We start from the raw sequence: 26,282 nt of genomic DNA, 5'->3' as shown, positions 1-26,282 counted from the left end.
TTCGGTGCCCCGCCCGCGGGTCAGGGCTTGATCCACACCTGGGCCAGTTCGTCGAAGAACCAGGTGGCGGCCTCGGTCGGCGTGCGCGGCCAGGGCTGGCGCGCGGCCTCGTCGGGCCGCAGGATCCAGACGTCCTGGAGCAGGCCCATGCTGTTGACCGTGTAGTGCACCAGGAAACGACCGCCCGCGACCGCGCCGGGCATGGCGATGCGGTTGGCGGCGTCGTGCACCCGCGCGCCGGGCGCCAGGCGGGCCGGCTGGCCGTTCAGCAGCACCTCGGGGAAGGCGCCGAAGACCAGCTCGCCGCGCAGGGCGTGGCGCGGGAAGCGCCGCACCAGCGGCTGCGCGATGGCGCCAGGCGCCACCGCCCAGATGGCCAGCGTGGCGGCAGTGGCCAGGCCGGCAGCGAGAAAGTGGCGGCGGGGCATGCGCGGGGCGGGCTGAGCCGCGGCACAGCGGTGCATGGTGTAGACCCAGGGGCTGTGGAGGGAGTCGGTGGCGGGCGGGGCCGGGCCACCGGGCGACAAGGCCCGGATTGTAGGTGGCGGGCCACCGGACGACCGGGCGCGCGTCCGGGCCTTGCGCACGCCGGCTTGCGGGGCGAGGCAGGCGTCACGCATCATGGCCGCTTCATCGTTTGCCGCGGCGCGCAGGCGCCGTGCCCCATGAGCAGCATCCTCGGCCGCGTGCAGCGCGTGCGCCACGACCTCAAGTTCCGCGACCTCGTCGTGCGCCGCGTGGAGCGGCCCAGCCCCCACTTCGTGGCGGTCGTGCTGGGCGGCGAGTCGCTGGGGGACTTCCACAGCCCCTCCTTCGACGACCACCTGAAGGTGTTCGTCGACACGCCCGGCGGCGAGCCCGCCCGCCGCGACTACACGCCGCGCCGCTTCGATCCCGAAGCGGGCGAGCTGACGCTGGAGTTCGTCCTGCATGGCGACGGGCCCGCCGCGGCGTGGGCGGCGCAGGCAGCCCCCGGCCAGACGCTGCGCGTGGCCGGCCCGCGCGGTTCCTTCCTCATTCCCACCGACTACGCCTGGCACCTGATGGTGGGCGACGAGACGGCCCTGCCCGCCATCTCCCGCCGCCTGGAGGAGCTGCCCGCCGACGCCCAGGTGCATGTGTGGCTGCAGGTGGCCGATCCGGCCGATCGCCGGCTGCCGGCGGTGGCATGCCAGGCCCAGGTGCAGTGGCTGGCCGACGCCGCCGCCGTGCTCGACGTGGCGGGTGGCTTCGCCCTGCCGCCCGGCGAGGGCTACGTGTGGGCCGCCGGCGAGGGCGGGCTGATGGCGGCGTTGCGGCGCATCCTCGTGGACGACAAGGGCCATGACAAGCGCGCCATCCGCGCGGCGGCGTACTGGAAGCACGGCGCCAGTGCGGACGCCGACCCGCAGGCGCAGCCCGCGCCCGGCTGAGCACCCCTGGCCTGTGCTGAGCCCGGGGGCTGGACACCACCGCCGCACCGGCATGCAATGGGGCCACGCGGCGCGCGTGCCGCGCTCACACGAGGTGGCCCATGCACGACATGAAGCTGTTCTCCGCGCAGGAGGTGGACGACGGTGCCGCGCCGCTCGACACCTTCGCGCTGCAGTTCCTCGCCCAGGGGGACTCCTGGTTCTCGGTGGGCGCCTTTCCCCCCTGGCTCACCAGCAACCTGTTCGAGAAGATCACCTTGCCGGTGATGTCCTGCGCGGTGAACTGCGCCTCCCCCGGGCTGCAGCTGCGGCGCATGACCGACACGACGCGGCAGCAGGCGTTCCTGCGGCTGCTCAATGGCGCGAAGCGGCGGCCGTGGGCCGGCGTGCTGGTGTCGGGAGGGGGCAACGACCTCATCGAGGCCACGGGCGCCCCGCCGTCGGCGCCGCGCAGCCGGCGACTGCTGCGGCGCGCCGACGAATGGGGCCCGCTGAGCGACGGCCCGGCGCGCTACCTGAGCGAGGAAGGATGGGCGACTTTCGCCACGCACCTGCGGGCGGTGGTGGACGAACTGCTGCACCAGCGCGACCGCCTGCCCACCAACCGCGGCGTGCCGCTGTGGTTGCACACCTACGACCTGGCGACGCCGCGCTGGGCGCCGGCTGGCGCCGGGCAGGGCCCCTGGCTCGCGCCCAGCCTGGCGCGCTTTGGCGTGCCCGTGACCGAATGGCGGGCCGTGGCGGCGGTGCTGCTGGGCCGCCTGGGCACCTTGCTGAAGGACATGGCCGCCGCCGTGTCCGATGGCTCGCTGCACGTGGTGGACACCCACGGGCGTCTGTGGCCGGCCGACACGCAGGACACCGGCGCCACCGCCCACTGGCACAACGAGATCCACCCCAGCCGCCAGGGCTACCGCCTGCTCGGCGATGCCTGGGAAGCCGCCCTGGCGGCGGGCTACGGCCTGGCCCCGGCGCAGCCTGCGCCCGCCGACCCGCCACCGCTGCAGTGAGCGCCCTGAAAAGACAAAGGCCTCGCCGGTGGGCGAGGCCTTTGGAACGTTTCTCAGAGATTCTTGGTGGCGCTTCAGGGATTCGAACCCCGGACCTGCGGATTATGATTCCGTCGCTCTAACCGACTGAGCTAAAGCGCCACGTAGCCTTCCATTATATAGCGATCCAGGGCCTACACTGCAAGCCCCCCGTGCCACCTGTTGGCAGGCGCCCGACACGATGTTCAGCTTCTTCAAGAAAAAGTCTCCGCCGCCCCCCGCCGCCCCGGATCTGCGTGACCTGCGTGACCTGGTCGCCGAGCCGACCGTGGCCCCGCCGGCGGCCCCCGTTGACCCGGCACCCGCCCCCACGGCCGAGCCCGTGCCGGTGCCGGTGCCGGTGCCTGCCCCCGTGCCTGCACCGGCGCGGGTGCAGGCTCCCGCGCCGGCGGCGGCGCCGGTGCCCATTCCGGTGGTGCCGCCCGCGCCGGCCCCCAGCCCGTCGAGCCCGCCGGCCCCCACCCCGGCGAGCTCGCCGGCCCCGTCGCCCGCGGCGGCAGCCCACCACCCGGTGGTGGCCGCCATGGATCGGCCCGTGGACAAGCCGGCAGAGCGCGGCAGCTGGTTCGGTCGCCTCAAGCAGGGGCTGGCCCGCACCGGGTCGAGCATCGCCCAGGTGTTCACCGGCACCCGCATCGACGACACCCTCTACGAGGAGCTGGAATCGGCGCTGCTGATGGCAGACGCCGGCGTCAAGGCCACCGAGCACCTGCTGGCCGACCTGAAGCGCCGCGTGAAGGAACACAAGGCCGACCGCCCCGAGCAGGTGCGCGCGCTGCTGGTGGACGCGATCGCCGACCTGCTTGCTCCGCTGCAGCGTCCGCTGCAGGTGGGGCGGCACGAGCCCACCGTGATGATGGTCGTCGGCGTGAACGGCGCCGGCAAGACCACCAGCATCGGCAAGCTCACCCGGCACCTGGCGGACGCGGAACAGCAGGTGCTGCTGGCGGCGGCCGACACCTTCCGCGCCGCGGCGCGCGAACAGCTCGCGGTGTGGGCCGACCGCAACCGGGTGCAGATCGTCAGCCAGGAAGGCGGTGACCCGGCCGCCGTGACCTACGACGCGGTGGTGGCCGGCAAGGCGCGTGGGGTGGACGTGGTGATCGCGGACACGGCGGGCCGCCTGCCCACGCAGCTTCACCTGATGGAAGAGCTGAAGAAGATTCGCCGCACCATCACCAAGGCGGAGTCCACGGCCCCGCACGAGGTGCTGCTGGTGGTGGACGGCAACACCGGCCAGAACGCCCTGGGGCAGGTGAAGGCCTTCGACGATGCGCTGCAGCTGACCGGCCTGATCGTGACCAAGCTGGACGGCACGGCCAAGGGCGGCGTGCTGGCGGCCATCGCCCGCGAGCGGCCCATCCCCGTGTACTTCATCGGCGTGGGCGAGAAGCTCGAGGACCTGCAGACCTTCGAGGCGCGGGAATTCGCCCGCGCGCTGCTGGGCGTGGCCTGAGGCGCGCCGGGCGCCTCAGCGGCCCGCCGCGGGCGGACGCGGTGGTGCAGACGGTGCAGACGGTGCGGGCGGTGCGTCGATCTCGCTGAACCACGTGGTGGGCGGCGGGTCGGGCAGCGGCACCGACGCCTCGCCGGGCGCCTGCACATGGCCCACCGGAATGCGCGTGAGCGGGCTGGCCGGCGCCAGCGGTGCCGGGGCCGGCGGCCTCGGCGCCGGGGCCGCCACGGGCAGGCGGGCCAGCTCGGGCGGCAGCAGCTCGTCGCGGATGGCCTGGGTGGCCGACGGCATGGCCCCTTCCTGCCACACCACGACCCGCACACCGGCGGCCTCCAGCACGCGGGCCATGCGCTTGTGGCGCGCCAGGCTGCGCGTGCTGGTCTCCGCCGGACGGATTTCCACCGCCGCGAGCACGGCCGTGCTGCGGTCGCAGACGAGCAGGTCGACGCTGAGCTGGCCGACGCGGGCGAGCCAGTCGCCATAGGAATAGCGGGTGGGCACGCGCAGGAAGCGGGCCAGCGGCACCTGGGCGAACACGAGCTGGTCGGGCAGGGCGGCCGAGAGCAGCTGGTGGGCCTGCCGTTCGGGGGCGGTCAGCAGCCGCGTGGCCGTCGGGGGCCAGTCGGCCACCGTGTCGCGGGCATCGGCCACACGGGCGCGGGAGGCGACCGCGGCCTGGGCATCACGCTGCCTCAGCCACCACCACAGGGCAGGCGCACCCACCCCCACGGTCAGCCCCAGCAGGATCCACGGCAATGCGTTCATGGTGACGGGTCCAGGGTGAAGGCGGGAGGCGTGTCAGAGGCCGCCGGGGCCGCCCATGCCGCCGAGGCCGCCCATGCCCTTCATGCCGCCCATGCGTTTCATCATCTTCATGAGGCCGCCGCCCTTCATCTTCTTCATCATGCCCTGCATCTGCTCGAACTGGTTGAGCAGCCGGTTGACCTCCTGGATCTGCACGCCCGCGCCGGCCGCGATGCGTCGCTTGCGGCTGGCCTTGCTCTTGCCTTCCAGCAGCAGGGCGGGCTGGCGCCGCTCCTTGGCCGTCATGGCGTTCAGCACGCCTTCCATGCGGCGCATGTCGCGCTCGGCGCGGTCCATGTCGGCCTGGCCGGCCTTGGCGGCCAGTTGGGTGGGCAGCTTGTCCATGAGCGAGCCCAGGCCGCCCATCTTCTTCATCTGGCTGATCTGGGCGAGGAAGTCGTTCAGGTCGAAGCCGTCGCCCGACTTCACCTTGTCGGCCAGCTTCTTGGCGGCCTCCAGGTCGACACCCTTCTGCACCTCCTCGACCAGGGCCACGATGTCGCCCATGCCCAGCACCCGGCCCGCGTGGCGCTCGGCGTCGAAGACCTCCAGCCCGTCGATCTTCTCGGACACGCCGGCGAACTTGATCGGCGCGCCGGTGATCTGCCGCACGGACATCGCCGCGCCGCCGCGCGAATCGCCATCGAGCTTGGTGAGCACGATGCCCGTCAGGGGCAGCGCCTCCTTGAAGGCGCGCGCCGTGTTGATCGCGTCCTGGCCCTGCATGGCGTCCACCACGAACAGCGTCTCCACGGGGTGGATGGCCGCGTGCAGGTCGCGGATCTCCGCCATCAGCGCCTCGTCGATGGCCAGGCGGCCGGCGGTGTCCACCAGCAGCACGTCGACGTAGTGCTTGCGCGCGTAGTCCAGCGCGGCCAGCGCGATGTCGCGCGGCTGCTGGTCCGGCGACGACGCGAACCACTCGGCGCCCGCCTGCCGGGTCACCGTCTTGAGCTGCTCGATGGCGGCCGGCCGGTACACGTCGGCGGACACGGTGAGCACCTTCTTGCGGCGTTTCTCGATCAGGTGCTTGGCCAGCTTGGCCGTGGTCGTCGTCTTGCCCGCGCCCTGCAGGCCGGCCATCAGGATGACCGCCGGTGGCTGGGTGGCCAGGTTGATGTCGGCCACGCCCTCGCCCATGGTGGCGGCGAGTTCCTTGTGCACGATGGACACCAGCACCTGGCCGGGGTTCAGCGAGCCGACCACCTCCTGGCCCAGCGCCTTGTCCTTCACCCGGGCGATGAAGTCGCGCACGACGGGCAGCGCCACGTCGGCCTCGAGCAGGGCCATGCGCACCTCGCGCAGCATGTCCTGCACGTTGGATTCGGTGATGCGGGCCTGGCCGCGCATGGTCTTGACCAGGCGCGACAGGCGGTCGGTGAGGGTGGATGCCATGGGGTATGCGCGGCCGGGAGGCGGGCCAGAAGTGGGGCGGAATGGCCCGGCGGCGCGCCGGTACACTGTCGGCATGAGTTTATCCGCTGACCCCGTGGCGCCCGTGGCCGCGGCGGCCATGCTGGCCTATGGGGCGGCGCTGTGGCCCGCCGCGCCCGAGCGGCGCTGGCCCATCCAGGCGCTGTTCACCGCGTGGGTGCTGCACGCGCTGGTGCTGCTCACCGGCGTGGGCGCCTGGGGCGTGGAAGGCCAGGGCTTGCGCCTGGGCTTCGCGCCCGTGCTGTCGTTCACCGTGTGGATCGTCCTGGCCGTGCACGGCCTGGAAAGCCGTTTCCTGCCGCTGTCGGGCCCGCGGCGTGCGCTGGCCCTGGCCGGCCTGCTGGCCATCGCCCTGGCCTGGTCCTTCCCGGGCGAGGTGCGCGCCGTGGCGCATTCGCGCTGGGCGCCGCTGCACTGGGTGCTGGGCCTCACGTCCTACGGCCTGTTCGGTGCGGCGGTGCTGCATGCGGTGCTGCTGGACACCGCCGATGCACGGCTGCGCCAGCGCGGCCCGGGCATCGGTTCGGGCACCATCGGCGCAGGGCTGCCACTGCTCAAGCTGGAGCGACTGACCTTCCGTTTCGTCGAGGCCGGCTTCGTGGTGCTCACGCTCGCCCTGCTGCTCGGCATGCAGTCGGAAGGCGGCTGGAGCTGGGACCGCAAGGCCGTGCTGTCGCTGCTGGGCTGGGGCACCTTCGCGGCGCTGATCGCCGGCCGCCTGTGGCGCGGCTGGCGCGGCCGGCAGGCCACCCGCTGGCTGTACGTGGGCACGCTGCTGCTGCTGCTGGCCTATGTGGGCACCCGCTTCGTGTACGAGGTGGTGCTGCACCGCCAGCCGGGCTGAGGCGCGGGCGCACATGGCCAAGCTCCTGCTGCTGATCGCCCTGGTCGTGATCGTCGCGCTGTGGTGGTTCGGCAAGGGCCGGCCGAGGCCGGTGGCCGAGCGGCGCGCCGAGCCCGCCGGCCCGCAGTCCATGGTGGCCTGCGCCCAGTGCGGCACGCACCTGCCGGCGGCCGAGTCGGTCGAAGGCGAGGGTGGCCGGCACTACTGCTGCGCCGAGCATCGTCGCCTCGGCCCGGCGCGCTGACACCGGCCATGGCCCCGCGGCCGCATGCCACCCGCCCGCCCTCGACCGGCCGGGCCTCCTGGTTCGGCGCGTTGGGCTTCGGCGAGAGCTCGGTGCTGGACGACGTGTCCACGCTGGACCCGGCCTGGGAGGCGTCCAGCGGCGTTCCCGAGGACACGAACTTCCTGTCTCGACAGGCACGCCGCCTGGTGGCCGCCAACGACAGCGCCCCGCGCCGGATCGAGCGCACCTACCTCACCGCGCGGGCCGCCTTGGGCGTGGCGCTGCTGCTGGCCCAGCTGGGCGTGGAATGGGTAGGCGGCCGCGGCTTCAGCATGGTGCTGGCCCTGTGCGCAGCCTATGCGCTGCAGGCCGTCACGCTGCGCGTGGTCGCGCCGCGCCGGCCCGGCCCGCGCACCGTGGGCGCGGCGCGCTGGCGGTGGTGGTCCACGGTCGGGGTCGACATGGCCTCCTTCGGGGCCATGCACTGGCTGGCGCCGCAGGCCACGCTCAACCATGCCGCCCTGCTGGTGCTGCCCGTGCTCATGGCCGGCGTGCTGTCGCGCCGTGGCACCGCGCTGGCCACCGCGGCCGCCGCCAGCCTGCTGCTGCTCGGCTCGGCCGTCTGGCGCGGCATGGAGGCCGGTGCGTTCGCCGGCCCGCTGTCGCAGGCGGGCCTGGCGGGCATCGGCCTGTTCGCCGCCGTGCTGGTGGCCGGGCAGATGTCGGCCCGTCTGGCGCGCGAGGAGCGCACCGCCCGGGGCAGCCTGGAGCTCGCGCGCCAGCAGGCCGAACTGAACCGGCTGGTGATCGACGAGATGAGCGACGGCGTGCTGGTCGTGGACCGGCGTGGCCGGGTGCGCGCCGCCAACCCGGCCGCGCGCGCCCTGCTGTCCGACACGGGCGCGTGTCCGCCGGCGCCCTTCGCCCTGGGCAGCCAGCCGGGCTGGGGCCAGCTGCTCGATGCGGTCACCACGGCCTACGACAGCGGCCAGTGGCCGGCCTCCGGGCTGGACGTCACGCTGGCCTACACCGGCGAGACGCCGCGGTCGGTGCGCGTGCGCGCGCGGTTCACGCGCGGTGCCCGCCTCGGCCCGCTGCACGAAGGCGGTGCCGGGACGGGGGGCGAGGAGGTGCTGGCCGTGCTCTTCATGGAGGAGCTGCGTGCCGTGCTGGCCCGGCAGCGCGAGGAGCGGCTGGCGGCCATGGGCCGCATCTCGGCCGGCATCGCGCACGAGATCCGCAACCCGCTGGCCGCGGTGTCGCAGGCCAATGCGCTGCTGCAGGAGGACGCGCTGCGGCCGGACCAGCAGCGCCTGGTGCGCATCGTGGCCGACAACGTCGAGCGGCTGCGGCGCATCGTGAACGACGTCATGGAGGCCGCGCCCGGCAGCATGACGCCGTCGCGCACGCTGGATGCCACGGCCGAGGTGGCGGCCATCTGTGCGGAATGGGCGCGCACCGTGGGGCTCGCGCTCGGCAGCGACAGCCGGCTGCGCGTGTCCTTGCCCAAGGAGCCGCTGGGCGCCGTCTTCGACCCCGACCACCTGCGACGGGTGCTGGTGAACCTGCTGGAGAACGCGCTGCGGCACTGCACCGACCGGCCCGGCGCGGTGGTCGTGCTGCTGGAGGCCCTGGACGGGCCCTTCGTGCGCCTGGTCGTGGCCAGCGATGGCGACCCCATCCCGTCCGACGTCGAGGCCCACCTGTTCGAGCCCTTCCACTCCACGCGCAGCCGGGGGACCGGGCTGGGGCTCTATATTTGCCGCGAGCTGTGCGGCCGCCATGGCGCCAGCATCGACTACCTGCGCCGCGAAGGCGACCGCCATGCCAACCTGTTCCAGGTGGTGATGCGGCGCGACGCGGTGGCCGGTGAAGGCCGGCTGCACCTGTAGCGGTGCGGATCCGGCCCGCTGCCGCATGAACGAGGACGGACACGGTCCATGAGTGATGCCTATCCGGCCGGCGGGGTGCTCGTCGTCGACGACGAGCCCGACCTGCTGACGCTGTACGAACTGACCCTGCTGCGCGAGGGCCACGAGGTGGAGACCGCCGCCAGCGTCGGCGAGGCCTGGGCGCGCCTGCAGCAACGCGTGTTCCGCCTCGTGATCACCGACATGCGCCTGCCCGATGGCTCGGGCCTGGACCTGCTGCACCGCCTGGAGCGGGCCCGTCGGCCGGAAAAGGTGATCGTGATCACCGCCTTCGGCTCGGCGGAGAACGCGGTCGAGGCGCTGAAGGCGGGCGCGTTCGACTACCTCACCAAGCCGGTGGACCTCAAGCAGTTCCGGGCCGTGGTGGCCGGCGCGCTCGGGAGGGTGCCGGTCACGACGGCCACCGCCCGCCCGGCCGTGCTGGACACGCCCGCGCCGCTGCAACGCCTGGTCGGCGGGTCGGACGCCATGGGCCAGGTGCGCGAGCTGGTGGAGAAGGTCGCGCGCAGCATGGCGCCGGTGCTCGTCCACGGCGAGTCCGGCACCGGCAAGGAGCTGGTCGCGCGCGCCATCCACGAGGTCAGCGTGCGCGCCGGCCAGCCCTTCGTGGCGGTGAACTGCGGCGCCATCCCCGAGAACCTGCTGGAGTCCGAGTTCTTCGGCTACCGCAAGGGCGCCTTCACCGGCGCGGCGGAGGACCGGGCGGGCTTCTTCCAGGCCGCCCACGGGGGCACGCTGTTCCTGGACGAAATCGGCGACCTGCCGCTGGCGATGCAGAGCAAGCTGCTGCGTGTCATCCAGGAGCGCGCCGTGCGGCCGGTGGGTGCGGTGGCCGAGGTGCCGCTGAACGTGCGCATCGTCAGCGCCACCCACAAGGACCTGGAGGCCGAGGTGGCGGCCGGGCGCTTCCGCCAGGATCTCTTCTACCGCCTCAACGTCATCCGCATCACCATGCCACCGCTGCGCGAGCGGCGGGGCGATGTGCCGCAGATCGCAGCCGCGCTGCTGGAACGCATCGCCCGCGATGCGGGCGTCACCCCGGCGCCGCGGCTGACGGCGGCCGCCGAGGCCCGCCTGGCGCGCTATGCCTTTCCGGGCAATGTGCGGGAGCTGGAGAACCTGCTGCATCGCGCCGTGGCGCTGTCGCCCGGCGACGTGATCGACGTCGCCGACCTCGGGCTGCCCGAGGCGCTGCTGGAGGACGCCAGCCACGACGCGGCGACGGCCGGCGGTGCCACCGAATCGCCCGGTGCGCTGCCGGCGACCGCCCCGGCGCCACCGCCGGGCGCGGAGCCGTTGCCGCCCGACCTGGCGCGCCACCTGGACGAGATCGAGCGCGCCATCCTCGTGCGGGCGCTGCAGGAACACGGCTTCAACCGCACCGCGGCGGGCGCGCGCCTGGGCCTGTCCCTGCGCCAGATGCGGTACCGCATGGCCCGCCTGGGCATCACCGAAGGCGGCGACAACGGCGTCGACCTGGCGGCCGGATGAGCCGCCCGGCCTGGCAGGGCGGCTGGTGGCACGCCGCGCGGCGGGTGCCATCGCCCAACCACGGCCCTCGGCCGCCGCAGGCCGAGGTGACGCTGGTGCTGCTGCATTCCATCAGCCTGCCGCCCGGCCAGTACGGCGGCGACGGCGTGGAGCGCCTGTTCACCAACCGGCTGGATCCGGACGCCCACCCGTACTACGCGGGCCTGAAGGGCCTGCAGGTGTCGTCGCACTTCTTCCTGCGGCGCGACGGCGCGCTGCTGCAGTTCGTCTCCTGCGACGACCGCGCCTGGCATGCGGGCGCGTCGCGCTGGAAGGGGCGGGACAACTGCAACGACTACTCCATCGGCATCGAGCTGGAGGGACTGGAAGGCGAGCGCTTCGAGCCGGCGCAGTACGACCGGCTGGCCGGGCTGCTGCGCGCCCTGCAGCGGCGACACGGCGCCTTCGACGTGGCTGGCCACGAGCATGTGGCGCCCGGGCGCAAGGCCGACCCCGGGCCGGGGTTCGACTGGTTGCACCTGCGGCAACGCCTGGGCTGGCGCGCGGGGCGCTTCGCGCCCCTGTAGCGCCCGTCCCGACACCATTCGGCGGCCTTCGTCAAGAGGGAAACGCACGGGCGAAGGACGCTATAGGTAGCGCTTGTGGGTGCCACGGGCCCCAGATATAGTGTGTCCTTCCCAAGCCCCGATGCCGCCATCCGCCTGCCCTCCTGACGCAGGTGCGGCCACTGCTTTGCCCCGCGCCGTTGCGCCCGGGCTGCCGGGCGCAGGGGGCCACGAACACCGACGCCACACCGAACAGAAAGAGGGGAACCCATGCAAGCCGTTGCTCCGAGCATTTCCGACGCCGCCCCCGCGGCGCGCCCGTCCGCCAGCCATTTCCCCGACGGCCTGGCCGCCAGCGCCTGGCAGGGCTACCAGATCATCCGCCGCAACGGCGCGGTGGTGTCCTTCGAGCCGAACAAGATCGCCGTGGCGCTGATGAAGGCCTTCCTCGCGGTGCATGGCACCCAGGGCGCGGCGTCGGCCAGCGTGCGCGAGACGGTGGACACGCTCACCGAGACGGTGGTGCGCGCCCTGCTGCGCTCGCGCCCGGGCGGCGGCACCTTCCACATCGAGGACGTGCAGGACCAGGTGGAGCTGGGCCTGATGCGCAGCGGCCACCATGAGGTGGCGCGCGCCTACGTGCTGTACCGCGAGCGCCGCGCCCAGGAGCGCGCGCGCCAGGCCACCAGCGCACCGGCCGTGACCCCCGCGACGCTGTGCGTGGTGGACGGCGGCGTGCGCGTGCCGCTGGACGAGGCGCGCCTGCAGTCGCTCATCGAGTCGGCCTGTGCCGGCCTGGGCGCCGACGTCAAGGCCGAGCCCATCCTCGCGGAGACGCGCCGCAATCTCTACGACGGCGTGCCCATCGACGAGGTGTACAAGGCCGCCATCCTGGCCGCCCGCACCCTGATCGAGCAGGACCCGGCCTACACCCGCGCCACCGCGCGCCTGCTGCTGCACACCATCCGCAAGGAGATCCTCGGCCAGGAGACCACCCAGGCCGAGATGCAGGACCGCTACGCCGAGTACTTCCCGCGCTACATCCGCAAGGGCGTGGACGCCGAGCTGCTGGACGACCGCCTGATGCAGTACGACCTGGCCAGGCTGGGCGCCGCGCTCAAGGCCGAGCGCGACCTGCAGTTCGACTATCTCGGCCTGCAGACGCTGTACGACCGCTACTTCCTGCACGTGGACGAGCGCCGCATCGAGATGCCGCAGGCGTTCTTCATGCGCGTGGCCATGGGCCTGGCGCTCAACGAGATCGACCGCGAGGCGCGTGCCATCGAGTTCTACGACGTGCTGTCGAGCTTCGACTTCATGTCGTCCACGCCCACGCTGTTCAATGCCGGCACCCGCCGCTCCCAGCTGTCGTCGTGCTACCTGACCACGGTGTCCGACGACCTCGAGGGCATCTACGAGGCGCTCAAGGAGAACGCGCTGCTGAGCAAGTTCGCGGGCGGCCTGGGCAACGACTGGACCAACGTGCGCGCGCTGGGCTCGTACATCAAGGGCACCAACGGCAAGAGCCAGGGCGTGGTGCCGTTCCTGAAGGTGGTGAACGACACGGCGGTGGCCGTGAACCAGGGCGGCAAGCGCAAGGGCGCGGTGTGCGCGTACCTCGAGAGCTGGCACCTGGACATCGAGGAGTTCCTCGAGCTGCGCAAGAACACGGGGGATGACCGCCGGCGCACCCACGACATGAACACCGCCAACTGGATCCCCGACCTGTTCATGAAGCGCGTGATGGAAGGCGGCGACTGGACGCTGTTCAGCCCGTCCAACTGCCCCGACCTGCACGACAAGACCGGGGCGGAGTTCGAGCGTGCCTACGTGGCCTACGAGCAGAAGGCCGACCGCGGCGAGATCAAGCTGTTCAAGCGCATGCCCGCCAAGGACCTGTGGCGCAAGATGCTCTCGATGCTGTTCGAGACGGGCCACCCGTGGATCACCTTCAAGGACGCATGCAATGTGCGCAGCCCGCAGCAGCACGTGGGCGTGGTGCACTCCAGCAACCTGTGCACCGAGATCACGCTGAACACCGGTCCCGACGAGATCGCCGTGTGCAACCTGGGGTCGGTGAACCTCGCGCAGCACCTGGCGGACGGCGCCGATGGCCGCAAGGTGATCGACCAGGCCAAGCTCAAGCGCACCGTGTCCACCGCCATGCGCATGCTGGACAACGTCATCGACATCAACTACTACGCGGTGAAGAAGGCGCGCGACAGCAACCTGCGCCATCGCCCCGTCGGCCTGGGTGTCATGGGCTTCCAGGATGCGCTGTACCAGCTGCGCCTGCCCTACGCCAGCGCCGAGGCCGTGGAGTTCGCCGACCGCTCGATGGAGTCGCTGTGCTACTACGCCTACTGGGCGTCCACCGAGCTGGCCGAGGAGCGTGGCCGCTACTCGAGCTACCGTGGCTCGCTGTGGGACCGCGGCATCCTGCCCATCGACTCGCTGGACCTGCTGGCCGAGCACCGCGGCGGCTACGTGGAGGTGGATCGCAGCACGAGCATGGACTGGGCCGCACTGCGCCAGCGCATCGCCGCGCACGGCATGCGCAACAGCAACTGCGTGGCCATCGCTCCCACGGCGACCATCTCCAACATCATCGGCGTGGACGCGTCCATCGAGCCGTGCTTCGGCAACCTCTCGGTCAAGTCCAACCTGTCCGGCGAGTTCACGGTCGTCAACGAGTACCTGGTGCGTGACCTGAAGAAGCTGGGCCTGTGGGACAGCGTGATGGTGATGGACCTGAAGCACTACGACGGCTCGCTGCGCCGCATCGACCGCGTGCCCGAGGAACTGAAGGCGCTGTACGCCACGGCCTTCGAGGTGGATGCCACCTGGCTGGTGGAGGCCGCGTCGCGCCGCCAGAAGTGGATCGACCAGGCGCAGTCGCTCAACATCTACATCGCGGGTGCGTCGGGCAAGAAGCTGGACGAGACCTACAAGCTCGCCTGGGTGCGCGGCCTGAAGACCACCTACTACCTGCGCACCATGGGTGCCACGCACGCGGAGAAGTCCACCATCTCGGCGGGCCAGCTCAACGCGGTGCCCACGGGCGGCGGCTTCGGTGGCGGCGTCACCGGCGCGTCGATGTCGGCACTCGATGCAGTGGCCGCGCAGGCGCAGGCGATGCTCTCCGCGCAGCCCGCCACGGACATCAAGTTCTGCGGTGTGGACGACCCCACCTGCGAAGCCTGCCAATGACCTGCCACTGACCTGCCACTGACTGCACGACAGGCCTGCACGCGCCGTGCGTGCAGTCCGTGTGCCGAGGTGCTGTGCACTCGATGCCAGGCCGCAACAACGACGCCGCGTCGATGTCAAGAAGTGCTTGGTGTTTGAACACAACACTCCCATAATCGCGACCCATAGGAAACACGCTCATGCTGGTCTGGGAAGACGACCTTCGTAACCCGCCGACTCCTGCGACACGCCACACGCCCGAGCCTCTTGGCGATGCGCCCACCGAGCTCCGCATCCAGCCGGCCCTGGCCTCGGCGGTGACCTCGTCACCCCTGCGTTCCGCCTCCGCTGTTTCCGCTCCCGCTGCACCGTCCTCCGCGCATGCCGCCTCGTCGGTGGTGCCGCGCGACACGCGCCGCGTCAACGTGGCGGACAAGCGCATCATCAACGGCCAGACCGATGTGAATCAGCTGGTGCCGTTCAAGTACAAGTGGGCCTGGGAGAAGTACCTCGCCACCTGTGCCAACCACTGGATGCCGCAAGAGATCAACATGTCTCGCGACATCGCCACGTGGAAGGACCCGAACGGCCTGAGCGAGGACGAGCGCCGCATCATCAAGCGCAACCTCGGCTTCTTCGTCACCGCCGATTCGCTCGCGGCCAACAACATCACGCTGGGCACCTACCGCCACATCACTGCGCCCGAGTGCCGGCAGTTCCTGCTGCGCCAGGCGTTCGAAGAGGCGATCCACACCCACGCCTACCAGTACATCGTCGAGTCGCTGGGGCTCGACGAAGGCGAGATCTTCAACGCCTACCACGAGGTCCAGTCCATCCGTGACAAGGACGAGTTCCTGATCCCGTTCATCGACGCGATCATGGACCCGGCCTTCAAGACCGGCACGCCCGAGGCCGACCAGACCCTGCTCAAGAGCCTGATCGTCTTCGCCTGCCTCATGGAGGGGCTGTTCTTCTACGTCGGCTTCACGCAGATCCTCGCGCTGGGGCGGCAGAACAAGATGACCGGTGCCGCCGAGCAGTACCAGTACATCCTGCGCGACGAGTCGATGCACTGCAATTTCGGCATCGACCTGATCAACCAGATCAAGCTAGAGAACCCGCACCTGTGGACGCCCGAGTTCAAGGCCGAGATCAAGGCCCTGTTCCTCAAGGCCGTCGACCTGGAATACCGCTACGCCGAGGACACCATGCCGCGCGGCGTGCTGGGCCTGAATGCCTCGATGTTCAAGGGCTACCTGCGCTACATCGCGAACCGGCGTGCCACGCAGATCGGCCTGGAGGCGCTCTTCCCGAACGAGGACAACCCGTTCCCCTGGATGAGCGAAATGATCGACCTGAAGAAGGAGCGCAACTTTTTCGAAACGCGCGTCATCGAGTACCAATCCGGTGGCGCGCTGAGCTGGGACTGAGGTTTGCCTGGGCGCCACATGGCGCCGGCGCCCGCAGTGCCCGGTCGCGTTGGATCAAGCGCGGGTCATCAGCCCTGACGAGTCAGAAGCAGGGCGGTGATCCGCAGACCCCGTTCGTCGTGACGACGGCAGCCTGAAGCGGTCGACAGACCCGCGCAGGAGCGGCCGGAGGCGACGGATCACCGCGTGATATCTCGAGCGCGCGGTGCTTTTCGCAACTTGATCAAGGAGATTGATATGGCAACTGCGAAGAAGGCCCCGGCCAAGAAGGCGGCCCCGGCGAAGAAGGCGGCGGCGAAGAAGGCCGCCCCGGCGAAGAAGGCGGCACCGGCCAAGAAGGCGGCGCCCGCGAAGAAGGCCGCCCCGGCCAAGAAGGCTGCCCCGGCCAAGAAGGCGGCACCGGCCAAGAAGGCGGCGCCCGCGAAGAAGGCCGCCCCGGCCAAGAAGGCCGCTCCGGCCAAGAAGGCGGCACCGGCCAAGAAGGCGGCGCCCGCGAAGAAGGCCGCTCCGGCCAAGAAGGCGCCGGCCAAGAAGGTCGCGGCGTCGCCGAAGCCGGTGTCCAAGCGCGCCGCCCCGACCGCCAAGAAGGCCAGCGCCGCCAAGAAGGCCGCTCCGGCCAAGAAGGCCCCGGCCGCCAAGAAGCCGGCTGCGAAGAAGCCGGCGGCCAAGAAGGCCGCTGCCAAGCCTGCGCCTGCGGCCGCCCCTGCGGCGGCCCCTGCACCGGCTGCCAAGACGGCGCTGAGCCCGGCCGCGGCCTGGCCCTTCCCGACGGGCAACAAGCCCTGAGGCTGATCACGCGCGTGCCGGGCGACCGGCACGGCGTGCATGCAACGCCCGGCCTCGGCCGGGCTTTTTCATGCCGGAAGCAGGCTGCATGGCCACCGTGTCAGGTTCTGCGGGGGCGCTCGCCTCCACACTGTCGCCCGGCCTGCGCGCCGAGGGTGCTGAGCGCTGCATGCTCACGCTGAGCGTGCAGCCCAATGCGCGGCGCACGCAGTGCAGCGGGTGGCACGACGGGGCGCTGCGCGTGCGCCTGGCCGCGCCGCCGCTGGAGGGCAAGGCCAACGCGGCCCTGGTGGAATGGCTGGCCGGAGAGCTCGGCCTGCCCCGGCGCGCCGTGCAGCTGCGACGGGGCGCCGCCTCGCGTCACAAGCAGGTGGAGATCGCGGTGCCTGCCGCGCAGGTGCAGGCCTGGCTGCAGCGGCAGCCGGCCTAGGCGATGCCGAGCGCGGCGGGATCGACGAGATGGTTCTGCCCGCCGCGGCAGGCGATCTTCAGCGCGCCGACACGGTTGCCGAGCACCACGCAGTCCACCAGCGGCCAGCCGCGCTCCAGCCCGTAGAGCAGGGCGCCGCGGAAGGCGTCGCCGCAGCCGGTGGGGTCCACCACCTCCTCGGCCGCCGTGCCGGGCACATGGACGCGCTCGCCCTGCACCCACACCTCGCAGCCCTCGGCCCCCAGCGTGACGACCACCCCCTGCAGGTGTGAACGCGAGAGCTCGTCCAGCGTGAGCCCCGTGCGCTCGCACAGCATGCGGGCCTCGTAGTCGTTCACCGCGACCCACGTGGCCTGCGCGATGAACGCGCGCAGCGTGTCGCCGTCGAACATGGGCAGGCCCTGGCCCGGGTCGAACACGAAGGGGATGCCCGCGGCGGCGAGGTCGGACGCGCGGCGCAGCATGGCGTCGCGCCCGTCGGGTCCCACGATCGCCAGCCGGATGTCGTCCCGCTCAGGCAGGCCGATGCGGTGTGCCTCCTGCATGGCGCCCGGGTGGAAGGCGGTGATCTGGTTGTTGTCCGCGTCGGTGATGATCATCGCCTGCGCGGTGTAGGTGTCCTGCACCTGCAGCACCTGGCGGGTGTCCACGCCCAGCGCCTGCAGCCGGTCGAGGTAGGCATCGCCGTCGTTGCCCAGGGCCGCCAGCACCACCGGCTCGCCGCCCAGCGCGGCCAGCGTGTAGGCGATGTTGCCGGCGCAGCCGCCGTACTCGCGCCGCAGCGTGGGCACGAGGAAGGACACGTTGAGGATGTGCACCTGCTCCGGGAGGATCTGGTCCGCGAAGCGCCCCGGGAAGTTGGTGATGGTGTCGAAGGCGAGGGAGCCGCTGACGAGACAGGCCATGGTGTGAAGTGCAAGTGGGCACGGGCCGCCCCGGCGGCGTGCGTGCGGGTTCAGGGGTAGAAGACTTCGACGGTGTAGCCGGCGATGGGCAGGGGGCCCACGGCCAGCAGGGCGTCGATGCGCCAGGTGCCGCCGGCATCCAGGGCTTCCTGCGTCGCGCCCAGTTCGCCCGGCGGGAAGACGCGTCGCGCCAGCAGGCGTCCGGAGGCATCGGTGAAGCTCACATCGAGGGCGGGCCGCCGCACCGCATGGCCCGCCGTGTTGTGCAGGTCGGCGGTGAGTCGCAGCACCTGGTCGCGCTCGGTGCGCACCAGGTCGCTGGCCTCCAGGCGCAGCGGATCCAGCGCCAGCGGGGCACGCAGCTCGCAGCCCAGCCATTGGCATCCCGCCGCCAGCACCGGCGCCCACGCAGGCTCGCGGGCGGCCAGGGTGTCGCGGTGGCGGTAGGCGGCCTGGCCGGCAAGCGACACCGACAGCAGCAGCGCCATCGCACCCAGGCCGGCGCGCACGGCGGGGCGCTGCCAGGCGGCGTCGCGCTCGGCCTGACGCACGAAGGCCGGCGTGCTGCTGGCCCCGCGGGCACGGCGCCGTTTCGGTGGGGGCGGCGGCGCCTGGGGCGCGTCGTCCTCCGGGCCGGGCGGCGGCGAGGCGTCGCTGCCGCGGCTGCGGCGCGTGCCACGGCCGCGCCGCAGGGCGCTCGTGTCCCCGGCCCAGGACGGCATGGGGCCCATGAAGCGCGACGGGGTCGGCTCGGCCGCATCCGGCTCGCCGGCGGGGGCGTCCGCGTCGGCGCTCTGGCGCACCAGCACCGCGCGGGGTGGCGGCTCGCTGGCCATGGGGGAGGTGCCCAGCGGCGCTGCCGGCCGCGGCACCGCCGGGGCGGCGAAGTCAGCGGCCGCGATGGCGGCGGCGTCGGTCGCCGGGTCGGTGGCCTGCGGCCACTCCGGGGACGGCGCGGGGTCGGTCGCGCGCAGCGCGGCTGCCGGCGGGGCGGGCGCCCAGTTGTCGGCCGGCGAGGCGGCCAGTTCGCGCGCCAGCGCCTCGGCCAGCGCGTCGTCGTCCTCGGTCCAGGGCACCGCCGGGGCCGACTCGTCGGCGCGAGGGGCGGCGTGCCCGCCGGCAGGCGGCATCTCGGGAGGGCCGGGCGGTGGGGCCGCGTGGGGGAGCGACGCCACCGCGGACGGCTCGGCCGCCGCAGGGGGCGGAGGGGAAGGAGGCGAAGGGGGGGAAACCGGGGCAGGCGCGGGGACGGGCGCAGGGGCCGTGTCCAGGTCGAACAGGCTCTCCAGGGCGTTGAAGACCTCCTGGCACTGGCCGCACCGCACCCAGCCCTCGGACACGCGGAGCTGGTCCTGCACCACCCGGAACACCGTGTGGCAGGCGGGGCAGCGGGTGGCCAGGCTCATTGGCGCGATGTTGCCATGCGGCGGGGGCCGCCAGCGACCCCCACCGCCCCTCAGGCGGCGAGCCGGCCGCCCATGAGGATCCAGCCGTCCTCGCTGTCCAGCACGTCGATGGCGCACCAGGGCGCGTAGGCGGCGCGCAGTTCCTCGGCCTGGCGTTCCAGGATGCCGGCGAGCACCAGGTGCCCGCCCGGCGCCACGTGGCTGCACAGCAGGGGCGCGAGCAGCTTCAGCGGCGTGGCCAGGATGTTGGCCAGCACCACGGCATAGGTGCCCTGGGCAGTGTCGGCCAGCCCGGCGGTCAGGCGCACCCCGTTGGCGGCGGCATTGGCCCGGGTGGCCTCCACGGCGGCCGGGTCGATGTCCACGCCGTCGACTTCGGTGGCGCCGTGCAGGGCGGCGCCGATGGCCAGGATGCCGGAGCCGCAGCCGTAGTCCAGCACGCGCGCGGCCTGCAGCTGCGCCGCATGGGCCGCGATCCAGCGCAGGCACATGCGGGTGGTGGGGTGGGTGCCGGTGCCGAAGGCCAGTCCCGGGTCCAGCCGGATCACCCGCTCGGCGGCCTCGGGCGGCTCGTGCCAGGTGGGCACGATCCAGAAGCGCTCGGTGACGGGCACGGGGGCGAACTGGGCCTGCGTCAGCCGCACCCAGTCCTGGTCCGGCACGGCCTGCATCGACTGCACGGCCAGGCCCTGCGCCCAGTCCTGCGCCAGCAGCAGCGTGCCCGCCTCGGTGGCGCCGGCCTCGTCGGCGAACAGCGCCTTCACGGTGGAGCGGTCCCAGCCGGCCTGGGGGGGCGGCATGCCGGGCTCGCCGAACAGCGCACGTTCGGCGTCGGTGTCGGCGTCCGCATCCTCCACCGACACGGACACCGCCCCGAGCTCGTCCATGAGCGCGTCGGACACCGGCTCCACCAGCGCCTGGGGCGCCAGCAGCACGAGCTCGTACAGGGCCATGACAGCGCGCTCCCGGGGCATCAGCGGCGGTGTTCCGCCAGCCAGCCTTCGAGGTAGTGGATGCTGGTGCCGCCGGCGACGAAGTTGGCATCGACCATCAGCTCGCGGTGCAGCGGGATGTTGGTCTGGATGCCCTCGACCACCGTCTCGAGCAGGGCCGTGCGCATGCGCGCCAGCGCCTGCTCGCGGGTGTCGCCATGCACGATCACCTTGCCGATCATCGAGTCGTAGTTGGGCGGCACGTAGTAGTTGGTGTAGGCGTGCGAGTCCACGCGCACGCCGGGGCCTCCCGGCGCGTGCCACAGGGTGATGCGGCCCGGCGACGGCGTGAACTTGTACGGGTCCTCGGCGTTCACGCGGCACTCGATGGCGTGGCCGCGCATCTCGATCTGGCGCTGGGTGAACGGCAGCTTCTCGCCGGCGGCCACGCGGATCTGCATCTGCACGATGTCGATGCCGGTCACCATCTCGGTGACGGGGTGCTCCACCTGCACCCGGGTGTTCATCTCGATGAAGTAGAACTCGCCGTTCTCGTAGAGGAACTCGAAGGTGCCGGCGCCGCGGTAGCCGATCTTCTTGCAGGCTGCGGCGCAGCGCTCGCCCACGCGCTCGATGACGCGGCGCGGGATGCCGGGGGCCGGGGCCTCCTCGATGATCTTCTGGTGGCGGCGCTGCATGGAGCAGTCGCGCTCGCCCAGCCACACGGCGTTCTTGTGCTGGTCGGCCAGCACCTGGATCTCCACGTGGCGCGGGTTCTCCAGGAACTTCTCCATGTAGACGGCCGGGTTGCCGAAGGCCGCACCGGCCTCGGCGCGCGTGGTCTGCACCGCATGGATGAGCGCGGCTTCCGTGTGCACCACGCGCATGCCGCGCCCGCCGCCGCCACCTGCGGCCTTGATGATGACCGGGTAGCCCACCGCGCGGGCGATGCGGATGATCTCCTTGGGGTCCTCGGGCAGGGCGCCTTCCGAGCCGGGCACGCAGGGCACGCCGGACTTGATCATGGCCTGCTTGGCCGCCACCTTGTCGCCCATGATCCGGATGGACTCGGGCGTGGGGCCGATGAACGTGAAGCCGCTCTGCTCCACCCGTTCGGCGAAGTCCGCGTTCTCGGAGAGGAAACCGTAGCCGGGGTGAATGGCCTCCGCGTCGGTCACCTCCGCGGTCGAGATGATGGCCGGCATGTTGAGGTAGCTCTGGCCGGAGGGCGCCGGGCCGATGCACACCGCCTCCTCGGCCAGCCGCACGTACTTGGCGTCGCGGTCGGCTTCGGAGTACACCACGACCGACTTGATGCCCATCTCGCGGCAGGCACGCTGGATGCGCAGCGCGATTTCGCCTCGGTTGGCGATCAGAATCTTCTTGAACATGGAATGCCTCGGCTCAATCGCGTTGTCGGGCTGCGCCCGACGCGCAATGTGGTGACCGCTCACCTGCGCCAACGCAGATGAGCGTTCCCCCGCGCGGTGCGCGAACGCCTCGGTTGGCGATCAGGATCTTCTTGAACATGGGAAGCCCGGCTTACTCGATCACGAACAGCGGCTGGCCGAACTCGACGGCCTGGCCGTTCTCGACCAGCACTTGGGTGACGGTGCCGGCCTTGTCGGCCTCGATCTCGTTCATGATCTTCATCGCCTCGATGATGCAGATCGGGTCCCCTTCCTTGACCACGGTGCCGACCTCGGCGAAGGGCTTCGAGCCGGGGCTGGACGAGCGGTAGAAGGTGCCCACCATGGGCGACTTGACCACGTGGCCGGCCGGCGCGGCGGGCGCCGCGGGCTCGGCCGCCGGCGCGGCCGCGGCGGCAGGCGGCGCGGCCACCGGCACCACCATGGGCGCCGGCGCGGCCATGGGCGCGGCGACGGGCGCCGCCACCGGCGCCGACTTGACGATGCGCACCTTGCCGTCGTCCTCGGTGATCTCGAGTTCCGTGATGTTCGAGTCCGACACGAGGTCGATCAGGGTCTTGAGCTTGCGCAGGTCCATGCGGTTCTCCTCGGGGCTGGGCACGGGCGGGCGGTTGGCGTGATCCGGGCCTGTCGCGTCGACATCCGCGCCGATCCGGGGCACTTCGTGCGCCTATCGCCGCGGGCCGTTCCGTGCGGATGGGGTCAGGGCGGGCCAGACACTGAGAGACTGGCCGTTCTTTGGAAGCGGCGAACTTTACGCCTTTTACGCGCAGTTGAGATCAGCACCTCCGCAAATAAACCGCGCACGCGCCATCAAGGGGCGTGCGGGGCCCGATCGGCGGCCGCTGTCAGGCAGGCTGCGTCCATCCGCGCAGCTCGTCGAGCGTGGTCGGACCCAGCTTTGTCTGCTGAAGTGAACCGTTCGCCGCAAGTTGCAGGCTGAAAGGCAGGCCGCCGCCGGGGTTGCCCAGGCGGCGGATCCAGGTCAGGCCCTCGGTGCCCTCGAGAAGGACGATGGGAAAGCCCACGGGCGTCTGCGTGAGGAAGCGGCTGACGGCCTGCGGCTTGTCGATGGCCACGCCCAGCACCTGCCAGCCGCGGCTGGCGAAGTCCCGCGCGAACCGGTCGAGCTCGGGCATCTCCTTCACGCATGGCGGGCACCAGGTGGCCCAGAAGTTGATGACCAGCGGGCGGCCGGCCAGGGAGCGCAAGGGCAGCCGGGCACCGCTGGGCGTGGGCAGCTCCAGGGCCAGGAACGCCGCCAGGTCCTCGTTGGCGGTGGGCGCCAGGCGGTGCCTCCACAGCTGCCAGCCCACGCCCGCCGCGAGGGCGAGCGCGCCTGCGCCGAGCACGACGCCTCGGCGGCCGGGGGATCGGGGGGGAGGGGCCAGAGGCTCGGTCATGGGGTGTCGTCCTGGGCCAGCAGGCGCCGCAGGGCGGCGGCATCGCCGCGCCAGCTGCGGCCGCGGGTGTCCGGCTTGAGCGCGCCACGCAGGGCGTCGTGGTCGTGGATCAGGAAGTGAACGCCCACCGTCTCGCCCAGCGCTCGGCAGGGCGCGTGCACGGTCAGCACCACCTGGGCGTCCCCGGGCGCATCGTGGCTGTCGAAGTCGATGCCCTGGTTCAGGAATTCGATCTCGGTGGCCTTGGGGTCGTCGCAGTACAGGTCGATGCGCAGGTCGGACAACCGGGTGGCCGTGCCTCGCCACGCGGCGCCGCCCAGGTGCGGGCGGAACTCGGCCAGCCGGGCCATCCAGTGCAGGGCGAGCTCGCGCAGTGCGCGCAGCTCGCCGGGCTGCGTGTCGGCGTGGAACAGCGCGATGTGCTCGCGCACCGCGTCTTCCACCGCCTCGTTGGAGGGCAGCTCCATGCGTGCTGCCTGCTGCCCCAGCTCGCGTTGGGCACGGCGCTTGGCGCCGGGGTAGTCCATGCCTTCGTCCACCACCCATCGCGCGGCGCGGGCACACAGTTCAGCGGTCAGTTCGTCGGGCGGCGGCATGGCGGGGCGGGTCAGGGCAGCTCCACGCCACCCATGCGGGCCACGATGGTGCCAGCCCGGCCGCTGACGTAGGCGGAGCCGGGGTTTTTCTCGAAGCGCTTGGGCGCGGGCAGCATCACCGCCAGCCGAGCGGCGGGCAGGGCGCCGAGTTGCGCTGCATCCGTGCGGAAGTAGTGGCGGGCGGCGGCCTGGGCGCCGAACACCCCCTCGCCCCATTCCACGCTGTTGAGGTAGATCTCGAGGATGCGGCGCTTGCCCAGCACCGCCTCGAGCATGAAGGTGATGACGAACTCCTGCGCCTTGCGGGCGGCCGTGCGCTCGCCCGAGAGGAACAGGTTCTTGGCCAGCTGCTGCGTGATGGTGGAGCCGCCCACCACCTTGGGCGCGGCACGCGGCGCGGCCCGTGCCACGGGCTTGCCCGCCTGCGCCCGGCGGGCCTCGCGCTGCTCGATCTGCGCGTTGCGCCGCTCGGCCTGCGCCTCGGCCTTCTGGTTCTTCTCCCACGCCGCCTCGATGGCGTCCCACTCCACGCCGCTGTGGTCCGCAAAGCCGGCGTCCTCGCTGGCGATGACGGCGCGCTTGAGGTGGGCGGAGATGCGCTGGTCGGGCACCCACTCCTGGCGCCAGCTGACGCGCTGCTGCTCCACGAGCAGTCGCCACGCCTCGCTGCGCTGGAAGCTGGTCGACTGTGGGTCCACCACCGTCATCAGCGCCACGCGCGCCAGGAAGTACAGCTGCAGCGCCACCGCGCTGAGCAACAGCAGGCCGGCCAGGCGGCCCAGCTGCCGCCAGGTCGACGTCATGGCCGGGTCCCCGGGCTGCCGGCCGGGCTGCCCGCCGGGCCGTCCACCTGGGCGCGCAGGGCCGCCAGCACGGGGCCGGTATCGGGCCGCACGCCGCGCCACAGGGCGAATGCCTCGGCCGCCTGCTCCACCAGCATCCCGAGGCCGTCGCGGTCCTCGGCGCCATGGGCGCGCGCCCAGGACAGGAACCCGGCGGCCGCTGGCCCGTACATCAAGTCCACCGCCAGGGCACCCGGGCGCAGCACCTGCGCCGGCACCGGCGAGGCGGCCCCGGCCAGGCTGCTCGCGCTGGCGTTGATGACGATGTCGAAGCCGGTGCCCGGCGCCTCGAGCGGCGCCGCCCGCAGGGCCACGTCGTGCCGCTGTGCGAGGGGCGCGTGCCGCTCGCACAGCGATTCGGCCCGGTCCGCGGTGCGGTTGGCCACCACCAGCGCCGCTGGCCGGGCAGCGATCAGTGGCCCCAGCACCCCCGCACCGGCCCCGCCGGCGCCCACCAGCAGCACGCGCTGCCCGGCCAGGGGCCGGCCGGCATGCTGCTCGATGTCCACCACCAGGCCCAGACCGTCGGTGTTGTCGCACCACCAGCCCTCCGGGTCCAGCCCCAGGGTGTTGGCCGCCTGCGCCAGCCGCGCGCGCTCGCTCGCCCGCGCCTGGCACAGGGCGAAGGCCTCGAACTTGAACGGCACGGTGACGTTGCAGCCGCGGCCGCCCGCGGCGGCGAAGGCGCGCAGGGTGGCCTCGAAGCCGTCCAGCGGGGCCGGCAGGGCCTCGTACTGCAGGCGCTGCCCGGTGGCCGCGGCGAAGGCCGCGTGGATGGCCGGCGACCTGCTGTGCGACACCGGCTGGCCGATGACGGCGTAGCGGTCGGGCGGGGCGGTGTCAGGGCGCGGCATTGCTCAGGGTGGTCTCCAGGCCGTCCGTGCGGGTGAAGCGGAAACGGGAGGTGACCACGATCTGGTCGGCCTGGCGCCGCATGGCGTCGGTGAACGCGCCGAAGGGCGAGGCGGCGTGCACGATCGCGACGGCCCGGCGGTCCAGCTGGGGCTGGCCCGAGCTGCGGACGACCTCGGCCTCGACCACGCGCCCGCGGCCGTCGATGGTGATGTTCATGGTCAGCTCGCCGTACAGCTTGCGGCCGCGGTACTCGGGGAAATCGCGCGTGCCACGCTCCTCGATGCGGCGGCGCAGTCCGTCGTAGTAGATGGCGTAGACCTCTTCGCGCGTGGCCGGGCTGATGTAGCGCTTCTTGGGCCGCGCGTTCTCCTCGTTGATGCGCTTCTCGATCTCGGCCAGCATGCGCAGCAGCTGGCGGCGGCGTTCCTCTCGCTGCGCCTCTTCCGGCGACGCCACCGGGCGCGCCGGGTCCGGGGGCGGCAGCAGCGCGATCTCGCGGCGGATCTGCGCCAGCAGCTGCTGCTGCACGTCCTGCATCTGCTGGATGGCACGCTGGGCGTCGTTGTCGCCGTCACCGGCCACCGTCACGGCCGAGGGCGGCAGCGGCGTGGTGGCCCGGCCCTTCTCGGCCTCGCCTCCGCCGGCGAGGCTGGCCTGCGCGATGGCCTGGGCCTTCAGCGGCGCCTCGTTGGAGCGCGCATTGACCAGCACCACCTCCAGCGGCGTGTCCTCGAACACGCGGTTGAAGGCGTCGGGATTCACGAAGCGCACGGACAGCAGCACCGCGTGCACCACCACGGACACCACGAGGGCCCATTGCAGCGTGTCCAGCCGCGCGGCCGACTGGCGCAGGGTGGCGAGTGAGGCAGGCGCGGGCATGGTGGAT

The 26,282-nt window shown here is 72.3% G+C and carries 25 protein-coding genes and 1 tRNA gene; 12 read left to right on the top strand and 14 right to left on the bottom strand.

Annotated elements, in window-relative coordinates; translation table 11 throughout:
* Positions 1-20 precede the first annotated feature (20 nt).
* Positions 21-428, bottom strand: a complete 408-nt coding sequence (locus ACE3UN_RS15950) for a hypothetical protein (RefSeq protein ID WP_374675963.1) — start codon at positions 426-428, stop codon at positions 21-23.
* Positions 429-665: 237 nt separating this feature from the next.
* Between ACE3UN_RS15950 and ACE3UN_RS15945 the strand changes: the two genes are divergently transcribed.
* Positions 666-1,412, top strand: a complete 747-nt coding sequence (locus tag ACE3UN_RS15945; protein WP_374675962.1) for a siderophore-interacting protein — start codon at positions 666-668, stop codon at positions 1,410-1,412.
* A 101-nt stretch (positions 1,413-1,513) separates the two neighbouring features.
* Positions 1,514-2,422, top strand: coding sequence for a hypothetical protein (locus ACE3UN_RS15940; protein WP_374675961.1), 909 nt, complete (start codon positions 1,514-1,516; stop codon positions 2,420-2,422).
* A gap of 64 nt (positions 2,423-2,486) precedes the next feature.
* Here ACE3UN_RS15940 and ACE3UN_RS15935 read toward each other — a convergent pair.
* A tRNA-Met gene (locus ACE3UN_RS15935) sits at positions 2,487-2,563 on the bottom strand.
* Positions 2,564-2,642: 79 nt separating this feature from the next.
* On the opposite strand from ACE3UN_RS15935, the gene ftsY reads away from it, so the two are divergent.
* Positions 2,643-3,917 (top strand): signal recognition particle-docking protein FtsY, encoded by a 1,275-nt coding sequence (ftsY, locus tag ACE3UN_RS15930; RefSeq protein ID WP_374675960.1) that lies wholly within the window; start codon positions 2,643-2,645, stop codon positions 3,915-3,917.
* Positions 3,918-3,932: 15 nt separating this feature from the next.
* Here the strand turns inward: ftsY and ACE3UN_RS15925 are convergent, their stop codons facing one another.
* Together ACE3UN_RS15925 and ffh are read right to left on the bottom strand one after the other, a co-directional pair.
* On the bottom strand, positions 3,933-4,682 hold the full coding sequence (locus ACE3UN_RS15925; protein WP_374675959.1) for a DUF2726 domain-containing protein: 750 nt from the start codon (positions 4,680-4,682) through the stop codon (positions 3,933-3,935).
* A 33-nt stretch (positions 4,683-4,715) separates the two neighbouring features.
* Positions 4,716-6,116: a signal recognition particle protein gene (ffh, locus tag ACE3UN_RS15920; RefSeq protein WP_374675958.1), complete on the bottom strand. Its 1,401-nt coding sequence runs from the start codon at positions 6,114-6,116 to the stop codon at positions 4,716-4,718.
* Positions 6,117-6,189: 73 nt separating this feature from the next.
* Here ffh and ACE3UN_RS15915 point away from each other — a divergent pair, with 73 nt between their 5' ends.
* The 9 genes from ACE3UN_RS15915 (at position 6,190) to ACE3UN_RS15875 (ending at position 17,027) form a co-directional block, all read left to right on the top strand.
* Positions 6,190-6,999 (top strand): inner membrane protein YpjD, encoded by an 810-nt coding sequence (locus tag ACE3UN_RS15915; protein WP_374675957.1) that lies wholly within the window; start codon positions 6,190-6,192, stop codon positions 6,997-6,999.
* A 13-nt stretch (positions 7,000-7,012) separates the two neighbouring features.
* Complete coding sequence (locus ACE3UN_RS15910; protein ID WP_374675956.1) at positions 7,013-7,243, top strand: PP0621 family protein; 231 nt, start codon at positions 7,013-7,015, stop codon at positions 7,241-7,243.
* A gap of 8 nt (positions 7,244-7,251) precedes the next feature.
* Positions 7,252-9,117, top strand: a complete 1,866-nt coding sequence (locus ACE3UN_RS15905; protein ID WP_374675955.1) for a PAS domain-containing sensor histidine kinase — start codon at positions 7,252-7,254, stop codon at positions 9,115-9,117.
* A gap of 48 nt (positions 9,118-9,165) precedes the next feature.
* Entirely contained in the window at positions 9,166-10,647 is a 1,482-nt protein-coding gene (locus tag ACE3UN_RS15900) for a sigma-54-dependent transcriptional regulator (RefSeq protein WP_374675954.1), read from the top strand.
* Positions 10,644-11,213, top strand: coding sequence for a 1,6-anhydro-N-acetylmuramyl-L-alanine amidase AmpD (ampD, locus tag ACE3UN_RS15895; protein WP_374675953.1), 570 nt, complete (start codon positions 10,644-10,646; stop codon positions 11,211-11,213). Before ACE3UN_RS15900 ends, ampD begins: the two co-directional genes overlap by 4 nt.
* Before the next feature lie 249 nt (positions 11,214-11,462).
* On the top strand, positions 11,463-14,402 hold the full coding sequence (locus ACE3UN_RS15890; RefSeq protein WP_374675952.1) for a ribonucleoside-diphosphate reductase subunit alpha: 2,940 nt from the start codon (positions 11,463-11,465) through the stop codon (positions 14,400-14,402).
* Between the two features lie 179 nt (positions 14,403-14,581).
* Positions 14,582-15,811, top strand: a complete 1,230-nt coding sequence (locus ACE3UN_RS15885) for a ribonucleotide-diphosphate reductase subunit beta (protein WP_374675951.1) — start codon at positions 14,582-14,584, stop codon at positions 15,809-15,811.
* A 237-nt stretch (positions 15,812-16,048) separates the two neighbouring features.
* Positions 16,049-16,597, top strand: coding sequence for a hypothetical protein (locus ACE3UN_RS15880; RefSeq protein WP_374675950.1), 549 nt, complete (start codon positions 16,049-16,051; stop codon positions 16,595-16,597).
* A gap of 169 nt (positions 16,598-16,766) precedes the next feature.
* On the top strand, positions 16,767-17,027 hold the full coding sequence (locus tag ACE3UN_RS15875; protein WP_374675949.1) for a DUF167 domain-containing protein: 261 nt from the start codon (positions 16,767-16,769) through the stop codon (positions 17,025-17,027).
* Here the strand turns inward: ACE3UN_RS15875 and ACE3UN_RS15870 are convergent.
* From ACE3UN_RS15870 to ACE3UN_RS15825, 10 genes are all read right to left on the bottom strand, one after another.
* Entirely contained in the window at positions 17,024-17,932 is a 909-nt protein-coding gene (locus tag ACE3UN_RS15870; RefSeq protein ID WP_374675948.1) for a carbohydrate kinase family protein, read from the bottom strand. The genes ACE3UN_RS15875 and ACE3UN_RS15870 overlap by 4 nt on opposite strands.
* Positions 17,933-17,982: 50 nt before the next feature.
* A complete protein-coding gene (locus tag ACE3UN_RS15865) occupies positions 17,983-19,338 on the bottom strand; it encodes a zinc-ribbon and DUF3426 domain-containing protein (RefSeq protein WP_374675947.1) in 1,356 nt (451 codons plus the stop codon).
* A gap of 50 nt (positions 19,339-19,388) precedes the next feature.
* The gene (prmA, locus tag ACE3UN_RS15860; protein ID WP_374675946.1) at positions 19,389-20,291 is read right to left on the bottom strand and encodes a 50S ribosomal protein L11 methyltransferase; all 903 of its coding nucleotides are present in this window, start codon (positions 20,289-20,291) and stop codon (positions 19,389-19,391) included.
* Between the two features lie 20 nt (positions 20,292-20,311).
* Positions 20,312-21,661 carry an acetyl-CoA carboxylase biotin carboxylase subunit gene (gene accC / locus ACE3UN_RS15855; protein ID WP_374675945.1) on the bottom strand — a complete coding sequence of 450 codons (1,350 nt, stop codon included), beginning with the start codon at positions 21,659-21,661 and terminating at the stop codon, positions 20,312-20,314.
* A 151-nt stretch (positions 21,662-21,812) separates the two neighbouring features.
* Positions 21,813-22,277 carry an acetyl-CoA carboxylase biotin carboxyl carrier protein gene (gene accB, locus ACE3UN_RS15850; protein ID WP_374675944.1) on the bottom strand — a complete coding sequence of 155 codons (465 nt, stop codon included), beginning with the start codon at positions 22,275-22,277 and terminating at the stop codon, positions 21,813-21,815.
* 271 nt (positions 22,278-22,548) lie between these two features.
* Positions 22,549-23,103 carry a TlpA disulfide reductase family protein gene (locus ACE3UN_RS15845; protein WP_374675943.1) on the bottom strand — a complete coding sequence of 185 codons (555 nt, stop codon included), beginning with the start codon at positions 23,101-23,103 and terminating at the stop codon, positions 22,549-22,551.
* Positions 23,100-23,699 (bottom strand): hypothetical protein, encoded by a 600-nt coding sequence (locus ACE3UN_RS15840; protein WP_374675942.1) that lies wholly within the window; start codon positions 23,697-23,699, stop codon positions 23,100-23,102. Before ACE3UN_RS15840 ends, ACE3UN_RS15845 begins: the two co-directional genes overlap by 4 nt.
* 11 nt (positions 23,700-23,710) lie before the next feature.
* Entirely contained in the window at positions 23,711-24,502 is a 792-nt protein-coding gene (locus ACE3UN_RS15835; protein ID WP_374675941.1) for a transglycosylase domain-containing protein, read from the bottom strand.
* A complete protein-coding gene (gene aroE, locus ACE3UN_RS15830; RefSeq protein WP_374675940.1) occupies positions 24,499-25,395 on the bottom strand; it encodes a shikimate dehydrogenase in 897 nt (298 codons plus the stop codon). The genes ACE3UN_RS15835 and aroE overlap by 4 nt, the downstream gene beginning before the upstream one ends.
* The gene (locus ACE3UN_RS15825) at positions 25,382-26,275 is read right to left on the bottom strand and encodes an energy transducer TonB (protein WP_374675939.1); all 894 of its coding nucleotides are present in this window, start codon (positions 26,273-26,275) and stop codon (positions 25,382-25,384) included. Before ACE3UN_RS15825 ends, aroE begins: the two co-directional genes overlap by 14 nt.
* Positions 26,276-26,282: the final 7 nt, after the last annotated feature.

The organism is Ideonella sp. (assembly GCF_041918995.1).
Classification (GTDB): domain Bacteria; phylum Pseudomonadota; class Gammaproteobacteria; order Burkholderiales; family Burkholderiaceae_C; genus Ideonella.
Note: the sequence above shows the minus strand (reverse complement) of the source record. Positions and strands in the feature narration are given on the sequence as shown.